This is a genomic window from Streptomyces cavernicola, assembly GCF_029968035.1.
GTDB classification, from domain to species: Bacteria; Actinomycetota; Actinomycetes; order Streptomycetales; family Streptomycetaceae; genus Streptomyces; species Streptomyces cavernicola.
Genome location: NZ_JASCIQ010000054.1, coordinates 34,239 through 51,264, shown reverse-complemented (window position 1 = coordinate 51,264; position 17,026 = coordinate 34,239). Strand labels below are relative to the sequence as shown.

9 protein-coding genes are annotated in these 17,026 nt (G+C 73.4%); 5 read left to right on the top strand and 4 right to left on the bottom strand.

From position 1 onward, the window contains the following. Positions 1-139: 139 nt before the first annotated feature. Together QIS96_RS34410 and QIS96_RS34405 are read right to left on the bottom strand one after the other, a co-directional pair. The gene (locus tag QIS96_RS34410) at positions 140-2,764 is read right to left on the bottom strand and encodes a glycosyltransferase (RefSeq protein WP_282546772.1); all 2,625 of its coding nucleotides are present in this window, start codon (positions 2,762-2,764) and stop codon (positions 140-142) included. After that, positions 2,761-3,708: a hypothetical protein gene (locus tag QIS96_RS34405; RefSeq protein WP_282546771.1), complete on the bottom strand. Its 948-nt coding sequence runs from the start codon at positions 3,706-3,708 to the stop codon at positions 2,761-2,763. The genes QIS96_RS34410 and QIS96_RS34405 overlap by 4 nt, the downstream gene beginning before the upstream one ends. Before the next feature lie 496 nt (positions 3,709-4,204). On the opposite strand from QIS96_RS34405, the gene QIS96_RS34400 reads away from it, so the two are divergent. The 5 genes from QIS96_RS34400 to QIS96_RS34380 all read left to right on the top strand — a co-directional run bounded on the left by QIS96_RS34400 (position 4,205) and on the right by QIS96_RS34380 (position 13,502). After that, positions 4,205-4,948: a methyltransferase domain-containing protein gene (locus QIS96_RS34400; RefSeq protein WP_282546770.1), complete on the top strand. Its 744-nt coding sequence runs from the start codon at positions 4,205-4,207 to the stop codon at positions 4,946-4,948. Positions 4,949-5,003: 55 nt separating this feature from the next. After that, positions 5,004-5,831, top strand: a complete 828-nt coding sequence (locus QIS96_RS34395) for a TylF/MycF/NovP-related O-methyltransferase (protein WP_282546769.1) — start codon at positions 5,004-5,006, stop codon at positions 5,829-5,831. Between the two features lie 206 nt (positions 5,832-6,037). Beyond that, positions 6,038-9,523, top strand: a complete 3,486-nt coding sequence (locus QIS96_RS34390; RefSeq protein WP_282546768.1) for a bifunctional glycosyltransferase/CDP-glycerol:glycerophosphate glycerophosphotransferase — start codon at positions 6,038-6,040, stop codon at positions 9,521-9,523. Continuing rightward, positions 9,520-12,345, top strand: coding sequence for a bifunctional glycosyltransferase/CDP-glycerol:glycerophosphate glycerophosphotransferase (locus QIS96_RS34385; RefSeq protein WP_282546767.1), 2,826 nt, complete (start codon positions 9,520-9,522; stop codon positions 12,343-12,345). Before QIS96_RS34390 ends, QIS96_RS34385 begins: the two co-directional genes overlap by 4 nt. After that, positions 12,342-13,502, top strand: a complete 1,161-nt coding sequence (locus QIS96_RS34380; RefSeq protein WP_282546766.1) for a glycosyltransferase — start codon at positions 12,342-12,344, stop codon at positions 13,500-13,502. The genes QIS96_RS34385 and QIS96_RS34380 overlap by 4 nt, the downstream gene beginning before the upstream one ends. A 213-nt stretch (positions 13,503-13,715) precedes the next feature. Here QIS96_RS34380 and QIS96_RS34375 read toward each other — a convergent pair whose 3' ends face one another. Both QIS96_RS34375 and QIS96_RS34370 read right to left on the bottom strand, forming a co-directional pair. Then, positions 13,716-14,567, bottom strand: a complete 852-nt coding sequence (locus QIS96_RS34375) for a class I SAM-dependent methyltransferase (protein WP_282546765.1) — start codon at positions 14,565-14,567, stop codon at positions 13,716-13,718. A gap of 154 nt (positions 14,568-14,721) precedes the next feature. Further along, the gene (locus QIS96_RS34370; protein ID WP_282546764.1) at positions 14,722-16,995 is read right to left on the bottom strand and encodes a bifunctional glycosyltransferase/CDP-glycerol:glycerophosphate glycerophosphotransferase; all 2,274 of its coding nucleotides are present in this window, start codon (positions 16,993-16,995) and stop codon (positions 14,722-14,724) included. Between the last annotated feature and the right edge of the window lie 31 nt (positions 16,996-17,026).

The window sequence follows — 17,026 nt, the reverse complement described above, 5'->3', positions numbered from 1 at the left end:
TGACGGCGCTCCGCCGCGCCGCTGCTTTCTCCCCTCCCCGCCCCGGCCCCCAAGCCAGCGGCCGCGTGGGGGGGGGGGGGGGGGGGGGGCGCCCCCGCCCCCCCCCCCCCCCCCCCCCCGACCCCATCGGTCGCGGCGCCTACTTCGACCTGCTCTCGTACGGCGAGGGCACCGGGAAGTACGCCGTGAGGAACGCCCGTAGTGCGAGCGTCCGTTCCTGTTCGGGGAGGGCACCGGTCGGGGACTCGGCGATGCGGAACGCCGTCCTGTCGCGGCACTGCAGCAGCCGCCCGAGCTGCCCGTGGCCCGCCCGGTCGGCGAGGTTGACGCATTCGTACGCGAGTGTGCCGGGCACGGCGCGGCCGGTCAGATACGCGTAGTGCTGCTGCAGGGAGGGCGGGCGGCGCTCGGCGAGCTCCGCCAGGACGCTGCGGCGCAGCGCGTACGGGGCCTGCAGCACGCCGTGTGTGAGCGTGCGGCCGAGCAGCTCGGTGCTGTGCTCGGGGAGCGGCGGCTCGCTCGTCGTCGACCAGAAGACGCGGGGCAGGCCGGAGCTGAGGAAGAACGTGTCGGGGTGGGTGGGGCGGCCGAGGAACATGCCGTCGGAGAAGTGCAGGAAGTGCTCCGACAGGCCCTCGACGGCCGGAGCCGCGTCCGTGTCGGCCACGACGGTCAGGCCCGGGTGGTCGGGGGCCAGCCAGCTCGGTGGCCGGCCGTCCGCCGTCACCAGGTGGACGTGCCGGATCCAGGGCGCGTACTGCGTCAACGACCGCAGGAAGTAACGGAGTTGATCGCGGCCGCGGGCCTTGTTGGCCTGGGTGTAGACGGCGTCCACCGGGAAGTCGACGTCGCCCGCCAGGCGCTCCGTGAAGACCTGAAGGGTGGGGTAGCGGCGCCCGGCTGCCGTCAGCTCCGCCGAGGGCCGCAGGTCCGGCAGTTCCGCGCCCGCGAGCGTCGAGCCGAACGGCGCGCGCCACGGCCCGCCGTCCCGCGCCCTCGACCAGAACGCCACCGTGCAGGCCGCGTCCGCCCCGTACTGCAGGGAGCGCGTCGATGTGGTCACCGGCCGGAAGACCTTCACCCCGCCCACCGCGCCGACGTCGCTCACGCGGTCCAGGCGCTCGGCGAGCATCGGGCCCGGGGCGGCGGTGTGCGGGCCGAGCAGCTCCGCGTAGACCGCCTCGCCCGCCGTCGCCTCGGCGAGCGCCTTCAGGGCGTGGCCGCGCTCGTCGGCGTCCACGGCGAGGGTGTGCGCAGTACCGCCGGTGCGCACCAGGAGGTAACGGACGGCGTACGACTCCAGGGCCGCGGTGGTCAGTCGGAGGTTGCGGTCGACGGCGGCGGGCAGCGTCAGGTCGTCGCGCTCCTCGGCCAGGCGGCCCGCCGAGCGGACGAGGTGCTTGGCCGCGCCGCGCTCCAGGAGCTCGTTCTCGCGCGCGGACTCGTCCGCCGACGGCAGCGGGCCGGCCGGCCGCGGGGCGGCGGAGCGGAAGGCGCAGCCGCCCGTGCCGATGGCAGCCGCGACCCGGTCGGCCCGTTCGGCGAGCCGCTCCGGGCGGTCGCGGCGGGCGGCGAGCCGGGTGCAGAGCTCCTCCCAGAGGCCGGTGACGCGGACCGAGGAGAAGCGCTCGTACGCGCCGCGGCGCGCGGCGAGACCGTGGTCGCGGAGGGTCTCCGGGTCGCCCATCAGGGAGCTCAGCGCGGCGGCGAGCGCGGGCACGTCGCCCGGCGGCACGAGCAGCCCGTCGACCCGGTGCCGGACGATCTCGGCGGGCCCGCCCGGCACGTCGTACGCGACCACGGGGGCCCCGGCCGCGAGCGCCTCGATGAGGGCGGGCGGGTCGGTCTCGTCGTGCCCCGAGGTCAGCAGGCCGATCCCCGCCTTGGCCCACTCGGCGGCCATGTCCCGGCAGGGGCCGAGGAGTTGGACCCGGTCGTGCAGCCCGGAGGCGTCGACGAGGCGGCGCAGCTCGTGCTCGGACTCGTGCTCGTACGCCTGGCTTCCGTACGACTGGCTCCCGTACGCCCGACCGTCGTCGGTGAAGATCCGCAGGGTCCAGTCGGGGTGGGCGTCGGCGATCTCCGCGAAGGCTCGGATCGCGTGGTCGACGCGCTGCCCGGCGGTGCGCCGCGCGGCCAGTACGACGACGCGGCCCTCGCCGTCGGCGCACGGGCGGAACCCGTCCGGCACGGCGTACGGGATCACCGCGAGCTCCGGCGCGCTCCCGCCCAGGGACTCGGCGAGCCAGAGCCGGGTGCGCTCGGTCGGCGCGACGAGGGCGTCGAGCCGGGGGCCGTGCAGGAGCAGCGGGTCGACGGGGGAGGCGGTCCGGCGATGCTGGTGCACGGTCGCCACCCGGGCCGGTGCGTGCGTCACCGCCGCGGCGAGGAGCGTCGGTGAGGTGGTGACCAGGACGTCCGTGTCGAGCGCGGCGAGCGCCGCCGACAGTTCGAGGTCCGCGAGGCGGTCGAAGCCGGACTCCCCGGCGGGATCGGCCAGTTCGGTGGGGAGGCGGGCGAGCGCGTCGAGGGCGGCGTCGTCGAGCGTGCAGGGGCGCAGCGGCCGTCCGGGGCTCGTCGTACGGTCGATCAGATGGCGTACGGGCAGGGCGCGCGCCTCGGGCAGGGACGGCTCGGGCCGGGTCCTGAAGACCGAGAGGACCTCGACCTCGCACCGGTCGGCGAGACGCCCGGCCTGGGTGCAGGCGGCGCGTTCGGCGCAGCCCGACTCGTCGGCGCGGGCGAGCAGGTACGTGATCTTCATCGGCTCTCCGTCAGTTCGAGGCAGGTCACGGCGAACGCGCCGGACCCCGTGAAGTGGGGGCGGATCCGGGCGAGAGCGCCGTACGGCAGCGCACAGACGCGGAACGGTGCGGGGAAGGCGGCGGCCGGGTCGCGTACGTCGGTGAGGCGTCGGGCGAGCGGGAGTTCGCGGTGGGCCCGGCCGTGGCCGGGGCGCAGCAGCCGGAAGCCCCACACCCACTGGCCGGGGCCGGCCGCGAGCATGCCGTCGAGCGGCAGGAGGATCGTGAACTCGCTGCCCTGCCAGGTCAGTTGGGCCGGTGCTTTCGCGCCGTCGCGGCGGCGTACGGCCTCTGCTTGCCAGCCGTGGGGTGGGGCCCCGATGAGCCGGCCGTGGAGGACGGCGCCGTCCGGGCGCGGTTCGAAGCGGAGCAGCTCGGCGTGCGGCGAGGGGCGGTCGACCTGGAGTGCGGCTCGGCCGCCGGGGCAGCGGACGAGACGGATCAGGGCGCCGGTGCTGGGGTCCGGGGCGTGCGGCAGCAGCGGGGTCTCGTTCGGGGGTGCGGGCTCGGGGGAGAGGGGGAACCCGCGGCGGCGTACGCGGCCCTCCGGGGCGGTCGTCACGAGGGTCAACCGCCAGATGCCATCGGTCAGTTGCAGGCCGGGGGTGTCGGGGGTGTCGGGGGCGTCGGGGGCGGGGCGGCTGTCGGGGGCGGGGCCGCGGAGGGTGGCGGTTGCGGTGAGGAGTCGGGCGCCGCCCGGTCCCAGTCGCTCCATCGTCAACGGGACCTCGTGGCGGATGCCCGCGCGGGACACGGCGAGGTGGGCGCGGCCCACGGGCTCCGGTGGGGGCAGGGCGAGGTTGAGGGTTCGGCTGTCCCGGAGGGAGAGGTGGGTGGGGGGTGGCAGCAGGGTGGTGTGGCCGCGGGGGTGGCTTGCGGCTAGCCGCTCCAGGAGTGGGCGCATCTGCTTACTTTGCGCCTCTTTGGGGGTGGGGGTTGTGCGGCGCGCTTTTTCCCCGCCCCGCCCCTTCCCGAAGTCCTCGGCGGACAGCCCCCGGGGGCTGCGCCCCCGACCCCCGCTCAGGCCGGGGCTGCGCCCCGGATCCCGGTCGTTGTTCGTCTGCCGCGCCGTCGTCGTTGATCGCGCAGTTCCCCGCGCCCCTGGTCGGGGGCTTCGCCCCCCCCAGTCCCTGGTCGTTGTTCGTCTGCCGCTTCGTCGTGGCTGGTTGCGCAGTTCCCCGCGCCCCTTGAAAACCAGCCCCGCCCCCGGTCGTTGTTCGTCCGCTGCGCCGTTGTGGCTGGGCGCGCAGTTCCCCGAGCCCTGAAAGCTAGCCCCTCCGGTGTTTGAGGAGCGGGGGTCCGGGGGCTGGCGCCCGTGGCGGGGAAAGCTCGTGGGCGTGACCTCGTGTCGTGCGTTGGCGTTGAGGAGCGCAACGCAGTCGACGTGAGGATGAGGCGCCGTGCACAGGTCCGCGTACGAGCAGATGGCACTCTGCATTGAGGAGTACATGCCAACCGACCGCAGGCAGCGGGTCGTCGACCTCGGGTCACGTGTCTCGGACGGGCAGAAGCTCACGCACCAGGAGCTCCTGAAGGGGCGGGACATCGACTACTGCGGGGTCGACGTGTGGGACGGGCCCAACGTCGACCGCGTGATGGCCAAGCCGTACCGCGTTCCGGTGAAGTCGAACAGCGCGGACTTCCTGCTGTCCGGGCAGGCCTTCGAGCATATTCCGTTCTTCTGGGCGTCCATGCTGGAGATCGCCCGCGTGCTCAGGCCCGGCGGCGGCACCGCCTTCGTCACCGCCCCGTCCCGCGGCCATGTGCACGACCAGCAGGACTGCTGGCGCTACTACCCGGACGGTTTCCGTGCCCTCGCGGCGTACACGAAGCTCGAACTCGTCGAGGTTTATACGGACTTCCCGCCTATGAAGGGGATTTGGCACAGCTACAAGGGGATCGACGCCAAGAGTGCCTACTGGGGGGACACCGTGGGGGTGTTCCGTAAGCCCAAGGCGTATCCCCGGCTCACCATGACCTTTGTTCGGGCCACCACTCGGTGGTGGGCCAACCGCGTCGGCGGTGTCGAGGGCGTCCCGACGCCCGAACCGCTGGCCACGCGCGCGCAGTGCGGCAGGCCCGCCGCCGTGCCCGAGCCCGCGGCGCCCACGAAGCCCAACACCCGTGCCCCGCACGGACAGTAAGGGCTCATTGACGAAACGTGACATCGGCGGCGGCGCGCGCGTATCGTCCCGCCGCATGGCATGGCGAAACGCAGTGAACGGCGTACTGAAGCAGCTCACCGGATACCACCTGACCCGCGCGACCGCCCCCGCGCAGAAGCCGGCCCCGGCGGCGGGCGCCGCCGCGCCGGCCCCCAAGGCGAAGCCGAAGCCGAAGGCGAAGGGCCTGGTCTTCCCGGACGACTACGACGACGAGGCGAAGGCGATCATCCGCGAGGTCAAGCCGCGGACGATGACCTCGCCGGAGAAGCTCAACGCCTTCATCCTCGCCATCCGGCACGTCGTCGCCCACGACATCCCCGGCGACATCGTGGAGTGCGGGGTGTGGCGCGGCGGTTCGATGCAGGCCTGCGCCAAGACCCTGCTCTCGCTCGGCGCGACCGACCGCCACCTGTACCTTTTCGACACGTACGAGGGCATGACCCCGCCCACCGAGGTGGACGTGCGGCGCGACGGGCGGCCCGCGCAGGAACTCCTGGAGATCCAGGGCAAGGACCGGCCGATCTGGGCCGTCGCCGACCTCGACGACGTCAAGTCCGGCTTCGAGACGGTGCCTTACCCCAAGGAGCGGATGCACTACGTCGTCGGCAAGGTCGAGGAGACCGTCCCCGACGAGGCCCCCGAGCAGATCTCCATCCTGCGCCTCGACACCGACTGGTACGCCTCCACCAAGCACGAACTCGACCACCTCTACGACCGGTTGTCGCCCGGCGGCGTCCTCCTGATCGACGACTACGGCTACTGGCAGGGCTCCCGTCAGGCCGTCGACGAGTTCCTGGAGCGCACCGGCGAGCAGCTGCTGCTGCTGCGGATGGACGAGGGGCGGATCACCGTCAAGCCGTGACGGTCGGCCTCAACAGCCAGTTCTCCTCTGCGAGTTGGGCCGGTCCCGGTCGCGCGGCGTGAGTGCCGCGGGGTTGGGATCGGCTTATTTTCACTCGAACGGCCGTCATGGGGTGACCGTGCGAAGTGCCGCCTGTTGTTAACCCGTAGGGCCGTAGAAGGGCCCGTCGTCGTAGCCCTGCCGCCCGGAAGGATCGTGTGCACCGCATGGCACCCCGCCTCAGCGTCGTCGTCCCCGTCCACAACGTCGAGGACTACCTCGGCGCCTGCCTGCAGTCGCTCGCGGGCCAGACCATGACCGACCTCGAAGTGGTCATGATCGACGACGGGTCCACGGACGGGAGCGCCCGCATCGCCCGCGAACACGCCGCGCGCGACCCGCGGTTCAGGCTCTACCAGCAGGAGAACGCCGGCCTCGGCGCGGCCCGCAACGCCGGTGTGGCCCACGCCCGCGGCACCCACCTCGCCTTCGTGGACAGCGACGACCTGGTGCCCGTCGACGCGTACGAGAAGATGCTGGCCGCCCTGGAGGAGTCCGGGTCCGACTTCGTCAGCGGGAACGTGCACCGGCTGCGGGTGAACGGCAGGGCCGAGCAGTCCTGGATGTTCAAGAAGCCCATGCGCGCGACGCGTTCGGGCACGCACGTCAGCCGCGACTGGTCGCTGCTCGCCGACCGCATCGCCTGCAACAAGGTGTTCCGCAGGGAGTTCTGGGACCGGCACGAACTCGCCTTCCCCGAAGGGGTGTTGTTCGAGGACACGCCCGTCATCGTGCCCGCGCACTTCCTCGCCGCCTCCGTGGACGTCCTGCGCGACACCGTCTACCTCTGGCGCGACCGGGACGGCTCCATCACCAACCGCCGCACCACCCCGCGCGCCGTCGAGGAGCGCACCGCCGCCTGCACCAAGGCCTCCGCGTTCCTCGCCGAACGCGCCGCGGCCGCCGCGCCGGGCTCCGAGGAACACGCCAAGTGGGCCCAGGGCAAGCGGCGTTACGACTCCTCCGTGCTCGTCGCCGACCTGCGCTACTTCCTCGATGTCCTGCCCGAGGGGGACGCCGCCTACCACGAGGCGTTCCTGCGGCACGCGGGCGGATTCGCGGCCGCCGTCGACCGCTCCGTGCTCACCGCGCTGCCCCTGCACCTGCGCGTCAAGTGGCAGCTCGTCATCGAGCGCCGCCTCGACGAGGTCCTCGCCCTCCTCGCGTACGAGAAGGGCCACCCCGGCGCGTTCCGGGTGCGGGGGCTGCGCAGACGGCGGGCCGACTACCCGGTCCTGGAGCGCGAACTGCCCCGCGACGTGGCGGCGCTGAAACGATCCGAGCTCCCGCTCGTCACCCGGATCTCCGGGGCCGAATGGCGCGACGGCAAGCTCCACCTGAAGGGCTTCGCCTACTGCCGCAACCTCCCCGCAGGACGCTTCGCCGGGCGCGTCAAGCTCGTCTGGCTGCGGCTCGGCAAGCGGCGTCTGGTGCCGCTGAAGACGCGTACGACGGTGCAGCGCGAGGCCGCCTACGCCTCCCGGCAGGGGCTGCACCGCTACGACTGGGCCGGGTTCGAGGCCGTCGTCGACCCGCGGAAGCTGCTCACCGGGCGGCGCAGCGCCGTCTGGCAGGCCGAGACGGCCGTGCTCGGCGGCGGGGCGCCGCGCCGCGGACCGCTCCGGATGCCGGGCGGCACCACGCCCGCCGCCGTGCACTACATCGACGACCACGCGCGCGTAGTGCCGGTTTTGAACCGCGGCCGGCTCCAGCTGAAGGTGGAGCGCACCCTCGCCCAGCTCACCGGCCACCGCCAGGAGGGCGACGAGATCGTCTTCGAGGGCAGCCTCCTGGAGCCGGTCACCGGGATGCGCCTGCGGGTGGAGAACTGGCACTCCAAGGAGGGCGTAGACGTCGAACTGCCCACTCAGGGGCGGACGTTCACCGCGCGTGTGCCGATCACCGCGTTCACGCCGGGCGCGGACGCCGAACCCCGCGAGGCCGAGCCCTGGGGCGCGTACCTGCTGCACGCGGACGGCGGCAGGGTCCCCGTGGGCGCCCGGGACACGCTGCCGTCCGGCCGCTACGCGCTGCGCCCCGGCCGCGAGCTGTATCTGACCGCCAACTCCAGCGGCAACCTGGAGCTGCGCGACCAGACCGTGCGCCCCATCGCCGAGACCCTCGACTGGGACGCCGACGGCGAACTCACCGTCGGCGGCAGCTTCCCCGCCCTCCGGGCCGGAAACGTCGACCTGGTCCTCAGGCACAGCGGCCACGACGAGGAGATCGTGCTGCCCGTCCAGCTGCACGACGGGCGCTTCCACGCCACGTTCGCCCCGGCCGCCGTCGCCGGGCTCGCCGGGGAGCTGCCGCTCGCCGAGGGCCGCTGGTACCTGTACTTCCGGCCCGCGGGCGGCGTCGGCGAGGCCCTGCCCATGCACGTCGCCCCCGGACAGCACCAGGCCCTGCCGCTCGTACGGGAGCTCGGCGGGCGGGAGTTCCGCCTGGAGCGGCGCGCCCACGACCGGCTCCTCATCGCCTCCGGCAGCGCCCTGCCCGAAGCCGACCGCGGCGCCGTGCGCCAGCGCGAACTGCGTGCCCGCTACCAGGAGCTGCGGGCCTCCCCGCGCCGCGAGGCCGTCCTCTACAGCAGCTTCGACGGCCGCCAGTACTCCGACTCGCCGCGCGCCGTCCACGAGGAACTCGCCGCCCGCGACACCGAGTTGGAGCACCTGTGGGTGGTCCGCGACCAGCAGGCCGTCGTCCCGCCCAGCGCTCGGCCCGTCGTGCTGTGGAGCGCCGAGTGGTACGAGGCCCTCGCCCGCTGCCGGGCGATCGTCACCAACACCCAGCTGCCGCAGTGGTTCGAACGCGCCGAGGGCCAGACCGTCGTCCAGACCTGGCACGGCACCCCGCTCAAGCGCATCGGCCGGGACGTCGCAGGCAGCGTCTCCGCCGACCCCGCCTACATCGCGACGCTCCCCGGCCGCGCCGCCCAGTGGAGCGCCCTCGTCAGCCCCAACCGCGCCTCCACCCCCGTCCTGCGCAGCGCCTTCGGGTACGAGGGCGAGGTCCTGGAGTACGGCTATCCGCGCGCCGACCTGCTGCACGCCCCCGACCGCGCCAAGGTCGCCGCCGCCGTACGCGAACGCCTCGGCATCCCCGAGCAGGCCAAGGTCGTCCTCTACGCCCCGACCTGGCGCGAGAACCAGCCCAAGAACGGCGGGCGCTACGGGCTGGACCTGCAGCTCGACCTCGCCGCCGCCGAACGTGCCCTCGGCGAGGAGCACGTCCTGCTCGTCCGCCGCCACTACCTCGTCGGCGGCACCATCCCCGGCAGCCGCTTCGTCCGCGACGTCACCCGCTACCCGGACGTCGCCGAACTCCTGCTCATCAGTGACGTGTTGGTCACCGACTACTCCTCGCTGATGTTCGACTTCGCCCAGACCGGGCGGCCGATGATCTTCCACACCCACGACCTCGACCACTACCGCGACACCCTGCGCGGCTTCTACTTCGACTTCGAGACCAAGGCGCCGGGACCGCTCGTCGCAGGGCAGGAGGAACTCCTCGCCGCCCTCGCCGACCCGCTCGCCGCCACCGCCGGGCACGCCGCCGCCCACGCCGCGTTCCGGGAGACGTACTGCGACCTCGACGACGGCCGCGCCGCCGCCCGCGTCGCGGACTTCGTGCAGAACGGAGGACGGCCGTGAACACCCCCGAGTTCAGCGTCATCGTCACCCTCGGCAGCGACCCCGACGCCATGACCGCCACCGCGGAATCGGCGCTCGGCCAGAGCCTCCGCTCCGTCGAGCTGGTGCTCGTCGGCGACCGCACCGACGCGGACGTACGCCGCACCGCGACCCTCCTCACCGCCCGCCACCCCGACCGGGTCCGCGTCATCGACGCCCCGCCCGAGGTGCGCGGCCCGGCCGTCCTGCGCAACCTCGGCCTCGACGCCGCGCACGGCCGCCACGTCCTCGTCCTCGACGCCGGCGAACGCCTCCACGCGCACGCCCTGCGCAACCTCCTGCAGGCCGCCCGGCGCACCGACGCCGACCTGGTCGCAGGCCGCTGGACCCGCCTCGCCGGAGGCGGGAAGCAGCAGGGCCCGCACTGGCAGGACGCCCTGCACGCCCGCACCCGCACCCTCACCGACCTCGCCGAAGCGCCCGAACTCGTCACCAGGGACGCCCTGGTGAGCGGGTTCTGCCTGCGCCGCGACGCCATGGACCGGCACGCCCTCAGGCACGCCGAGGACCTTTCCCGCAGCGAGGTGCACTTCGGCGTACGGGCCGCGCTCGCCGCCCGCCGCATCACCCTCGTCCCGAACCTGATCGTCACGCACCGCGCCCCCGCCGACCACGGCGGCGACCTGCCCGCGCTCCTGGAGGCGTCCGGGCGGATCGGCCTGCAGCTGGCCCGGCGCGGCCTCACCGGCCTGCGCGACGCCCGCGACCGGGCCTTCGTCGTCGACCATCTGCTGCCGCTCGCCCGGAGCTTCCTGCGGCTGCCCCGCGGCGAGCGCGCCGAGCTCGCCGCCCAGGCACACGCCCGCCTCACCGCCTGCATCGACCCGGAGCGCTGGCTCGACCTGCCGCCCGACGAGCGGATCTGCGTGGCCCTGCTCGCCGCCGGGGACGCGGACGGCGTGCAGGCCGCCGCGTACGCCCTGGCCCGACCGGGCACCGTCGTCTCGCCGCTCGCCGAGCACGAGGGACGGATCCACTGGAACGCCGAGACCGCCGGCTTCGCCTCCACCGACCTCACCGAACTCGGCCACCAGCACCGCCCGTTCAAGGGTCTCAGGCTCTTCAACCGGCTCACCCGCTGCGCCGCCGAAGCCGGCCGTCTCCGCCTGGAGGGGCAGATCGTCCTGCCCCTCGACAAGCTCCCGGCCGCCGCCGACGTGAAGGTCGAGCTCGAACTGCGGCTTCGCGGCGGCAAGCGGGTGTTCCGGCTGCCCGTCGACGAGGCCGTGCACCACGGCGAGCGGCTCGGCTGGCGGCTCCGCGTCGACCCGGCGCTGCTTCCCGTACGCGGCATGAGCGAGCGGATCTGGGACACCCGGATCGTGCTCACCGCGGGCGGCGACAGCGCGCTCGCCGAGGTGTTCGCCGAGCGCGAGGTCGTCGGCAAGGGCAGCCGCTTCCCGGCCAGACCGCGCCTGGCCGGACGGCTCTCCGCCGACACCTGGCTGCCGTACGCGACCGCCGGGAACCACCTCGCCTTCGAACTGCAGGCCTGCCGCCGCCCGGCCCGCACGCTCCGCCGCCTGACCACGTACGTCACGCACTTCCGGCCCACCCGCAAGGCCCGGCAGCTCCTGAAGACGCTGCGGAAGAAGCGCGACCGGCTGCACTCCGGATCCGTCAAGACCCGCGTCTACAACAGGCTGTTGGTGAAGCTGCCGGTCCGCCGCGGCTCCGCCGTCTTCGAGGCCCACATGGGCAAGGCGTACGGCGACAGCCCGCGCGCCGTCCACGAGGAGCTGCGCGCCCGCGGCCACCGGGTCGACCGCCGCAAGGTCCGCCCCACCTGGTCCTACGCCTCCTCGCCCACCGGCTTCCCGGACGACGCGAAGCTGGTGCGGCGCTGGTCCTGGCGGTACCTGTGGGCCCTGGCCCGCGCCGAGTTCTGGGTCGACAACCAGGGCTTCCCGCACGCCCTCGCCAAGCCCGACCACACCACGTACCTGCAGACCTGGCACGGCAGCGCCTACAAGCGGATGGGCTTCGACGAGACGCGCGTCCGCATGCAGAACACCCCGCAGCGGGACAAGCTGCAGCGCGCCGTCGACCGCTTCGACCACTTCCTGGTCCGCTCCGAGCACGACGTACGCACCCTCGCCGAGGCCTACCGGCTGCCCCGGGAGAAGCTCCTCCCGGTCGGCTACCCGCGCAACGACCGGCTCGTCGCCGCCCGCGCGCACGACGAGCGCGAGGGCCGCTTCCCACGCCCCCCGCTCGCCGCCCGGCTCGGCATCCCGGACCACAAGAAGACCGTCCTGTACGCGCCCACCTTCCGCGGCGCCCCCAAGGACGGCCGACGCCATCAACTCCTGCTCGATGTGCGGAGGTTCACGGAGGAGTTCGGCGACGAGTGCGCGCTGCTCGTGCGCGCCCACTACATGGAGCGGGCGGAGCTTCCCGTGTGCGCCCCCGGCACGCTCTTCGACGTCTCGGACCACCACGACGTCAGCGAACTCCTGTGCCTGGCCGACGTGTTGGTGACGGACTACTCGTCGATCATGTTCGACTACGCGCTCCTGGACCGCCCCATCGTCCTGTTCGCGCCCGACCTCGACGCGTACGCCGCCGAGCGGGGCAGCTACTTCGACCTGCGGGAGCGTGCGCCGGGCCCGGTCGCCGAGACCGAGGACGAGCTGCTGCGCACCCTCGCGGACCTCAAGCCCGCCGACGCCGAACACGCGGAGCGGCGGCGGGAGTTCGCCGCGGAGTTCGGTACGCATGACGACGGCGGGTCCGCGCGCGCCGTGGTCGACGCCCTGTTCGGCAGGAGGGATCGAGCATGACCACCGCAGTGGACGTCCGGGAGCGGGACATCTTCCTGTTCTCCAACTGCACCGACGAACTGGGCGGCGTCACCGCCTGGATGCACCAGATGGCCCGCCTGTTCCAGACCCACGGCCACCGCGTGCACACCCTCGGCGTGCACCCCGCCGAGCTCAAGCTCACCCTGCCCGAGCCGCTCGGCTACCCGATGACCGCCCTGCACCCCGCGCACCCGCCCGCCCCGCGCCGCCGCACCGGGCTGCGCCGCCTCCGGCCCGCCGAACGCCGCCGCGAAGCCGCGCGCGTCGCCGACCGGCAGCGGGCCGTGGACGAGCTGTCCGCGCTGTTCCGCACGGCCCGGCCCGGCGGCGTCGTCATCGTCACGCAGGTCTGGCCGATGGAGTGGGTGCGCGCCGCCGACACCGCGGGCCTCACCGTCATCGGCATGAGCCACGAGTCGTACGCGTACACCAAGGCCTGCCACCGCTACCGCTGGATCAAGCAGAGCTATCCGCACGTCGACCGCTGGCTCACCCTCACCCAGGAGGACGCCGACGACTGGATCGCCGACGGCCTGCACAACGTCGGCTTCATGCCCAACGCCCTTGCGCATCTGCCGGATTCGCCCTCGCCGCGCACCGAGAAGGTCGTCGCGTCCATCGGCCGGCTGCACGACCAGAAGGGCATCGACATGCTGCTCGACGCCTGGGCCCTGGTCGCGCCCTCGCGGCCCGAGTGGACGCTGCGGGTGTACGGGGCGGGCGTCGAGGAGGCCGACCTGCGGGCGCAGTGCACGCGGCTCGGCCTGGACTCCTCGGTGGAGTGGCCGGGCCGCACCGACGACGTGCCCGGCGCGCTCGCCGGGGCCTCGCTCTTCGTGCAGTCCTCACGCGGGGAGGGCTTCCCGCTCGCCCTCATGGAGGCGATGGCGGGCGGGTTGCCCTGCGCGGCGTTCGACTGTGCGCCCGGGGTGCGGGAGATCGTCCGCGACGGCGAGGACGGGCTCCTCGCCCCGCCCGGCGACAGCGCGGCCCTCGCCGACCGGTTGCTCCGCCTCACCGGGAACCCCCGCATGCGGGACGCGATGGGGGACCGGGCCCGGCGGAACGTCCAACGGTTCTCGGAGGAGGAGATCCTGCGGGCCTGGGAGGAACTGTTCGCGTTCCTCGAGCTCTAGCTCTCCCCCCCCACCCCGCCCCTTCCCGAAAGACTGCCGTCGGCTCTCGTTCGGCTGTCCCGCCGTCGTGGCCGGTCGCGCCCCGCGGCGGAGCCGCTGATGTCACAGCCCCGCGCCCCTGAAAACCAGCCCCTCCGGCGTTTGAGGAGCGGGGTCTGGGGCGGAGCCCCAGTTCGGGAAGGGGCGGGGTGGGGAAGGAGCCCCCGGCAGGGCTCAGCCGCGGCCGCGGAGGGTTCGGGCCAGGCGAGAGAGGCCGCCGGTGCGGGCCGTCGGCGCGGCGGGGGGCGCGGGGGCCTCGGCCTCGTATCGGGAGCGGGGCTGGCCCGGGGACTTCGCCTTCTTGCCGTCGATGCGGATCAGGGGATGCCCCGCGACCTCCTCCACCCCGTGCCAAAGATCCCCCCGCCCCTGCAGCATTCCCCGCAACGCGGAGTGCACCTCGTCGTACGCCCCCCATGTCCCGTAGAACTTCGTGGCCGTGATGCACAGCGGCTTCAGACCGGTCGTGGCGACCGCGCCCCACGTGGCGGCGGCGACGCCAGGACAGTGTTCGGCGCGGAAGTCGTCGAGGACCACGATGCCGTCGGGGCCGAGGAGTTCGCGTACGGCGAGGATGTCGCCGTGGACGTGCTCGTACAGGTGCGAGGCGTCGATGTGCGCGAAGCGGCAGCTGTCCGCCGCCACCTCGTCGGCGACGACCGAGGACGGGGCCTGCAGGATCGTCGGCAGCTCGTCGTGGAAGGCGCCGTAGTTGGCCTCGAAGGCGCGGCGGGTCAGCGTCGAGTAGGAGCGGTTCATCTCCTTGGAGTTGGGGTCGTCGGGAGCGGGCGAGTCGAAGAGGTCGCAGACCGTGAAGGTCTCGCCTTCGCGGAGGTAGGAGCCCATGAAGATGGCGCTCTTGCCGAGGTAGGCGCCGAGTTCGAGAAGGTCGCCGCGCTGGTCGCGGTCGCGCTGCCGGCCGAGGAACCAGTCGAAGAGCAGCTGGTCGGCGGGGAAGAACCAGCCCTTCACATCGGAGAGCCGCGTGGGGCGGGGCAGTGCCTCGGTGGCGGACGTGGTGCTCATGGGTGCTCCTGTTGTCAGGTGCGTGCGATGGGCAGTCGTGGTGCGTGTGGGGGGTGACGGTCCTGTGGCCCGGCTGGCGACCGGGCCTCGCTTTTCGTGAGCTTCTTCAGTTGTGCGTGTATGCAGTTGTCCCTCTGTGCAGTTGTCGCTGTCTTCAGTTGTGGCTGTCTTCAGTTGTGGGTGTGAGGGTCGGGGCCGGGCCCTGGGACTGCTCCGGCAGTTGCTCGAAGCAGCTGCCGCCGACCGGCGCCGGTCGGCGGTCGGCGAGCGGCACCACCGAAGGCAGTCCCGCGCGCTGCCCGAGGAACACATGGCGGACCACGCGCTCCGCGGCCCGCCCGTCGTCCGAGCCGCAGAACCGGGCCCGGAACGCGGCCCGCAGCTGCGCGGAGCGCGAGCCCCGCCAGTGGCCGGTGGTGAAGATGTCGATCAGCTCGTCCTCGTCCCGCGCCACCGCGCCCGGCGGCCGGGACCGCAGGTCGAAGTAGGTGCCGCGGGCCGCCTCGTAGACCTCCTGGTCGTCGGCGAACACGACGATCGGGCGGTCCAGGTTGGCGTAGTCGAACATCAGCGAGGAGTAGTCCGTGACGAGCACGTCGCTCGCCAGGCACAGCGATTCGACGCTCGGGTGGTCCGAGACGTCGACGACCCGCGCGTGCTCCCCGCGGCTGAGCGGTTCGCCGTACGCGGGGTGGGCGCGGGTCAGGACGGTGAAGCGGGGGCCGAGCACGCGCAGCACCCGGTCGAGGTCGAGCGGCCGGTGCTGGCTGCGCCGGTGGTCGCGGAAGGTCGGGGCGTACAGGATCGCGACGTTGCCCCGCGGGATGCCGAGGGTCTCCCGGAGGCGGGCGACGTCCTGCGAACTCGCCTGCAGGAAGCGGTCGTTGCGCGGCTGGCCGTACTCCAGGGTGGTGTACGAGCCGGGCAGGACGCGCTCCCGGACGAGCGTCGAGTGGCGGTTGGCGGAGAGCGCGTAGTCCCAGGTGTCGACGTCGTCGAGGAGCGCGGCGAAGTCCGTGTCGCGGGCGGCGGCCGGCCGGTCCTGCAGGTCGAGGCCCATCCGCTTGAGCGGGGTGCCGGCGTGGGTCTGCACCCGGACCTGGGCGCGGCGCTTGACCAGCCGGTGGCCGAGGTCGGCGTCGTGCACCAGGTACTTGGAGCGGGCCAGGGCCGTCCAGTACGCGGCGGTGCCGGGCGTGATCCTCCTGGTGGCGGTGGGGACGGTGTGGTGGTGGGCGGGGTCGGCGATCCACGCGGTGCGGATGTGCGGCGCGAGCTCGCGGACCTTCTCCTCGACCGCGCCCGGGTTGCCGCCGTGCCCGAGCCTCCGGTGCGTGGCGAACACCGCCCGGTCGTGCCGTACCGGCAGGCACAGCTGGGTGCGGTAGTGCAGCCGCAGCAGCGCCGCGCGAGTGCCCCGGCTGACGGTCGCGGCGGTGGCGCGGAGCCGGTGGCCCGCGGCCTTGGCGAGGCGCAGGGCGCGGTACGTGCGGTGGGCGGCGAGGCGGACGAGGCAGTGCTGCAGGCGGGCCCGCGGGTGGAGCCGCAGCCCCGGGACGTGGTGCCTGCGGTACTGGGCGCGGGCCCTGCGCAGGAACTCGGGCCGACTGCGCCGGGGCAGCCGGTCGGGCCTGCTGAACACCGTCGCGTAGTGGTCGACCATGCGCCGGAACACGACGGGCCGCCACTCGGCGAACTCCGGCCGGGCGTCGAACTGCGCGAAGACCCGGTCGTACTGGTCGAAGATGTCGAAGTGCTTCCGGCTGGTCGTGCCGAGGATGTTGCCCTGGCGGCGCTGCCGGTAGTGCACGCACACCCGGTCCAGGGTGGCGATCGTTTCCGCTGCCATCAGAACTGGATAGGTGAACGGGGTGTCCTCGTAGTAACCGGGAGGGAACCGGAAGCCCTCTCGCTCGATGAACTCCCGGCTGTAGGCCTTGTTCCACACCACCATGAGCAGCTTGAGCAGGCCCGGCCGCTCGGTGAGCCGGAACGGCACGGGCCCGTCCTCGCGCAGCTGGGCGGCCTGCTGGTTGCGGAGCTCCTGCCCGGTCCAGAAGGTACGGGCGTAGTCGTAGACGAGGACGTCGGGGGAGCCGGTCTCCTTGAGGCGGTCGGCGGCGGCCTCCAGGGCGCCGGGGGTGAGGGTGTCGTCGCCGTCCAGGAAGATCAGGTAGTCGCCGGTGGCGTGCTCCATGCCGGCGTTGCGGGCCCGCCCCAGGCCCACGTTCTCCGTCAGATGCACGGCCCGTACGCGCGGGTCCTCGGCCGCCAGCTCGTCGATGACCTCGCCCGACGCGTCCGGTGAGCAGTCGTCGACCGCGATCAGCTCCAGATCCGTGAAGGACTGTCGCAGTACGGAGTGGAGCGCTTCGTACAGGTAGGCCTGCACCTTGTACGCGGGGACGATGACACTGAACCGGGGCAAGGCACATCCATGGGTCGGCGCGGGCATCCTG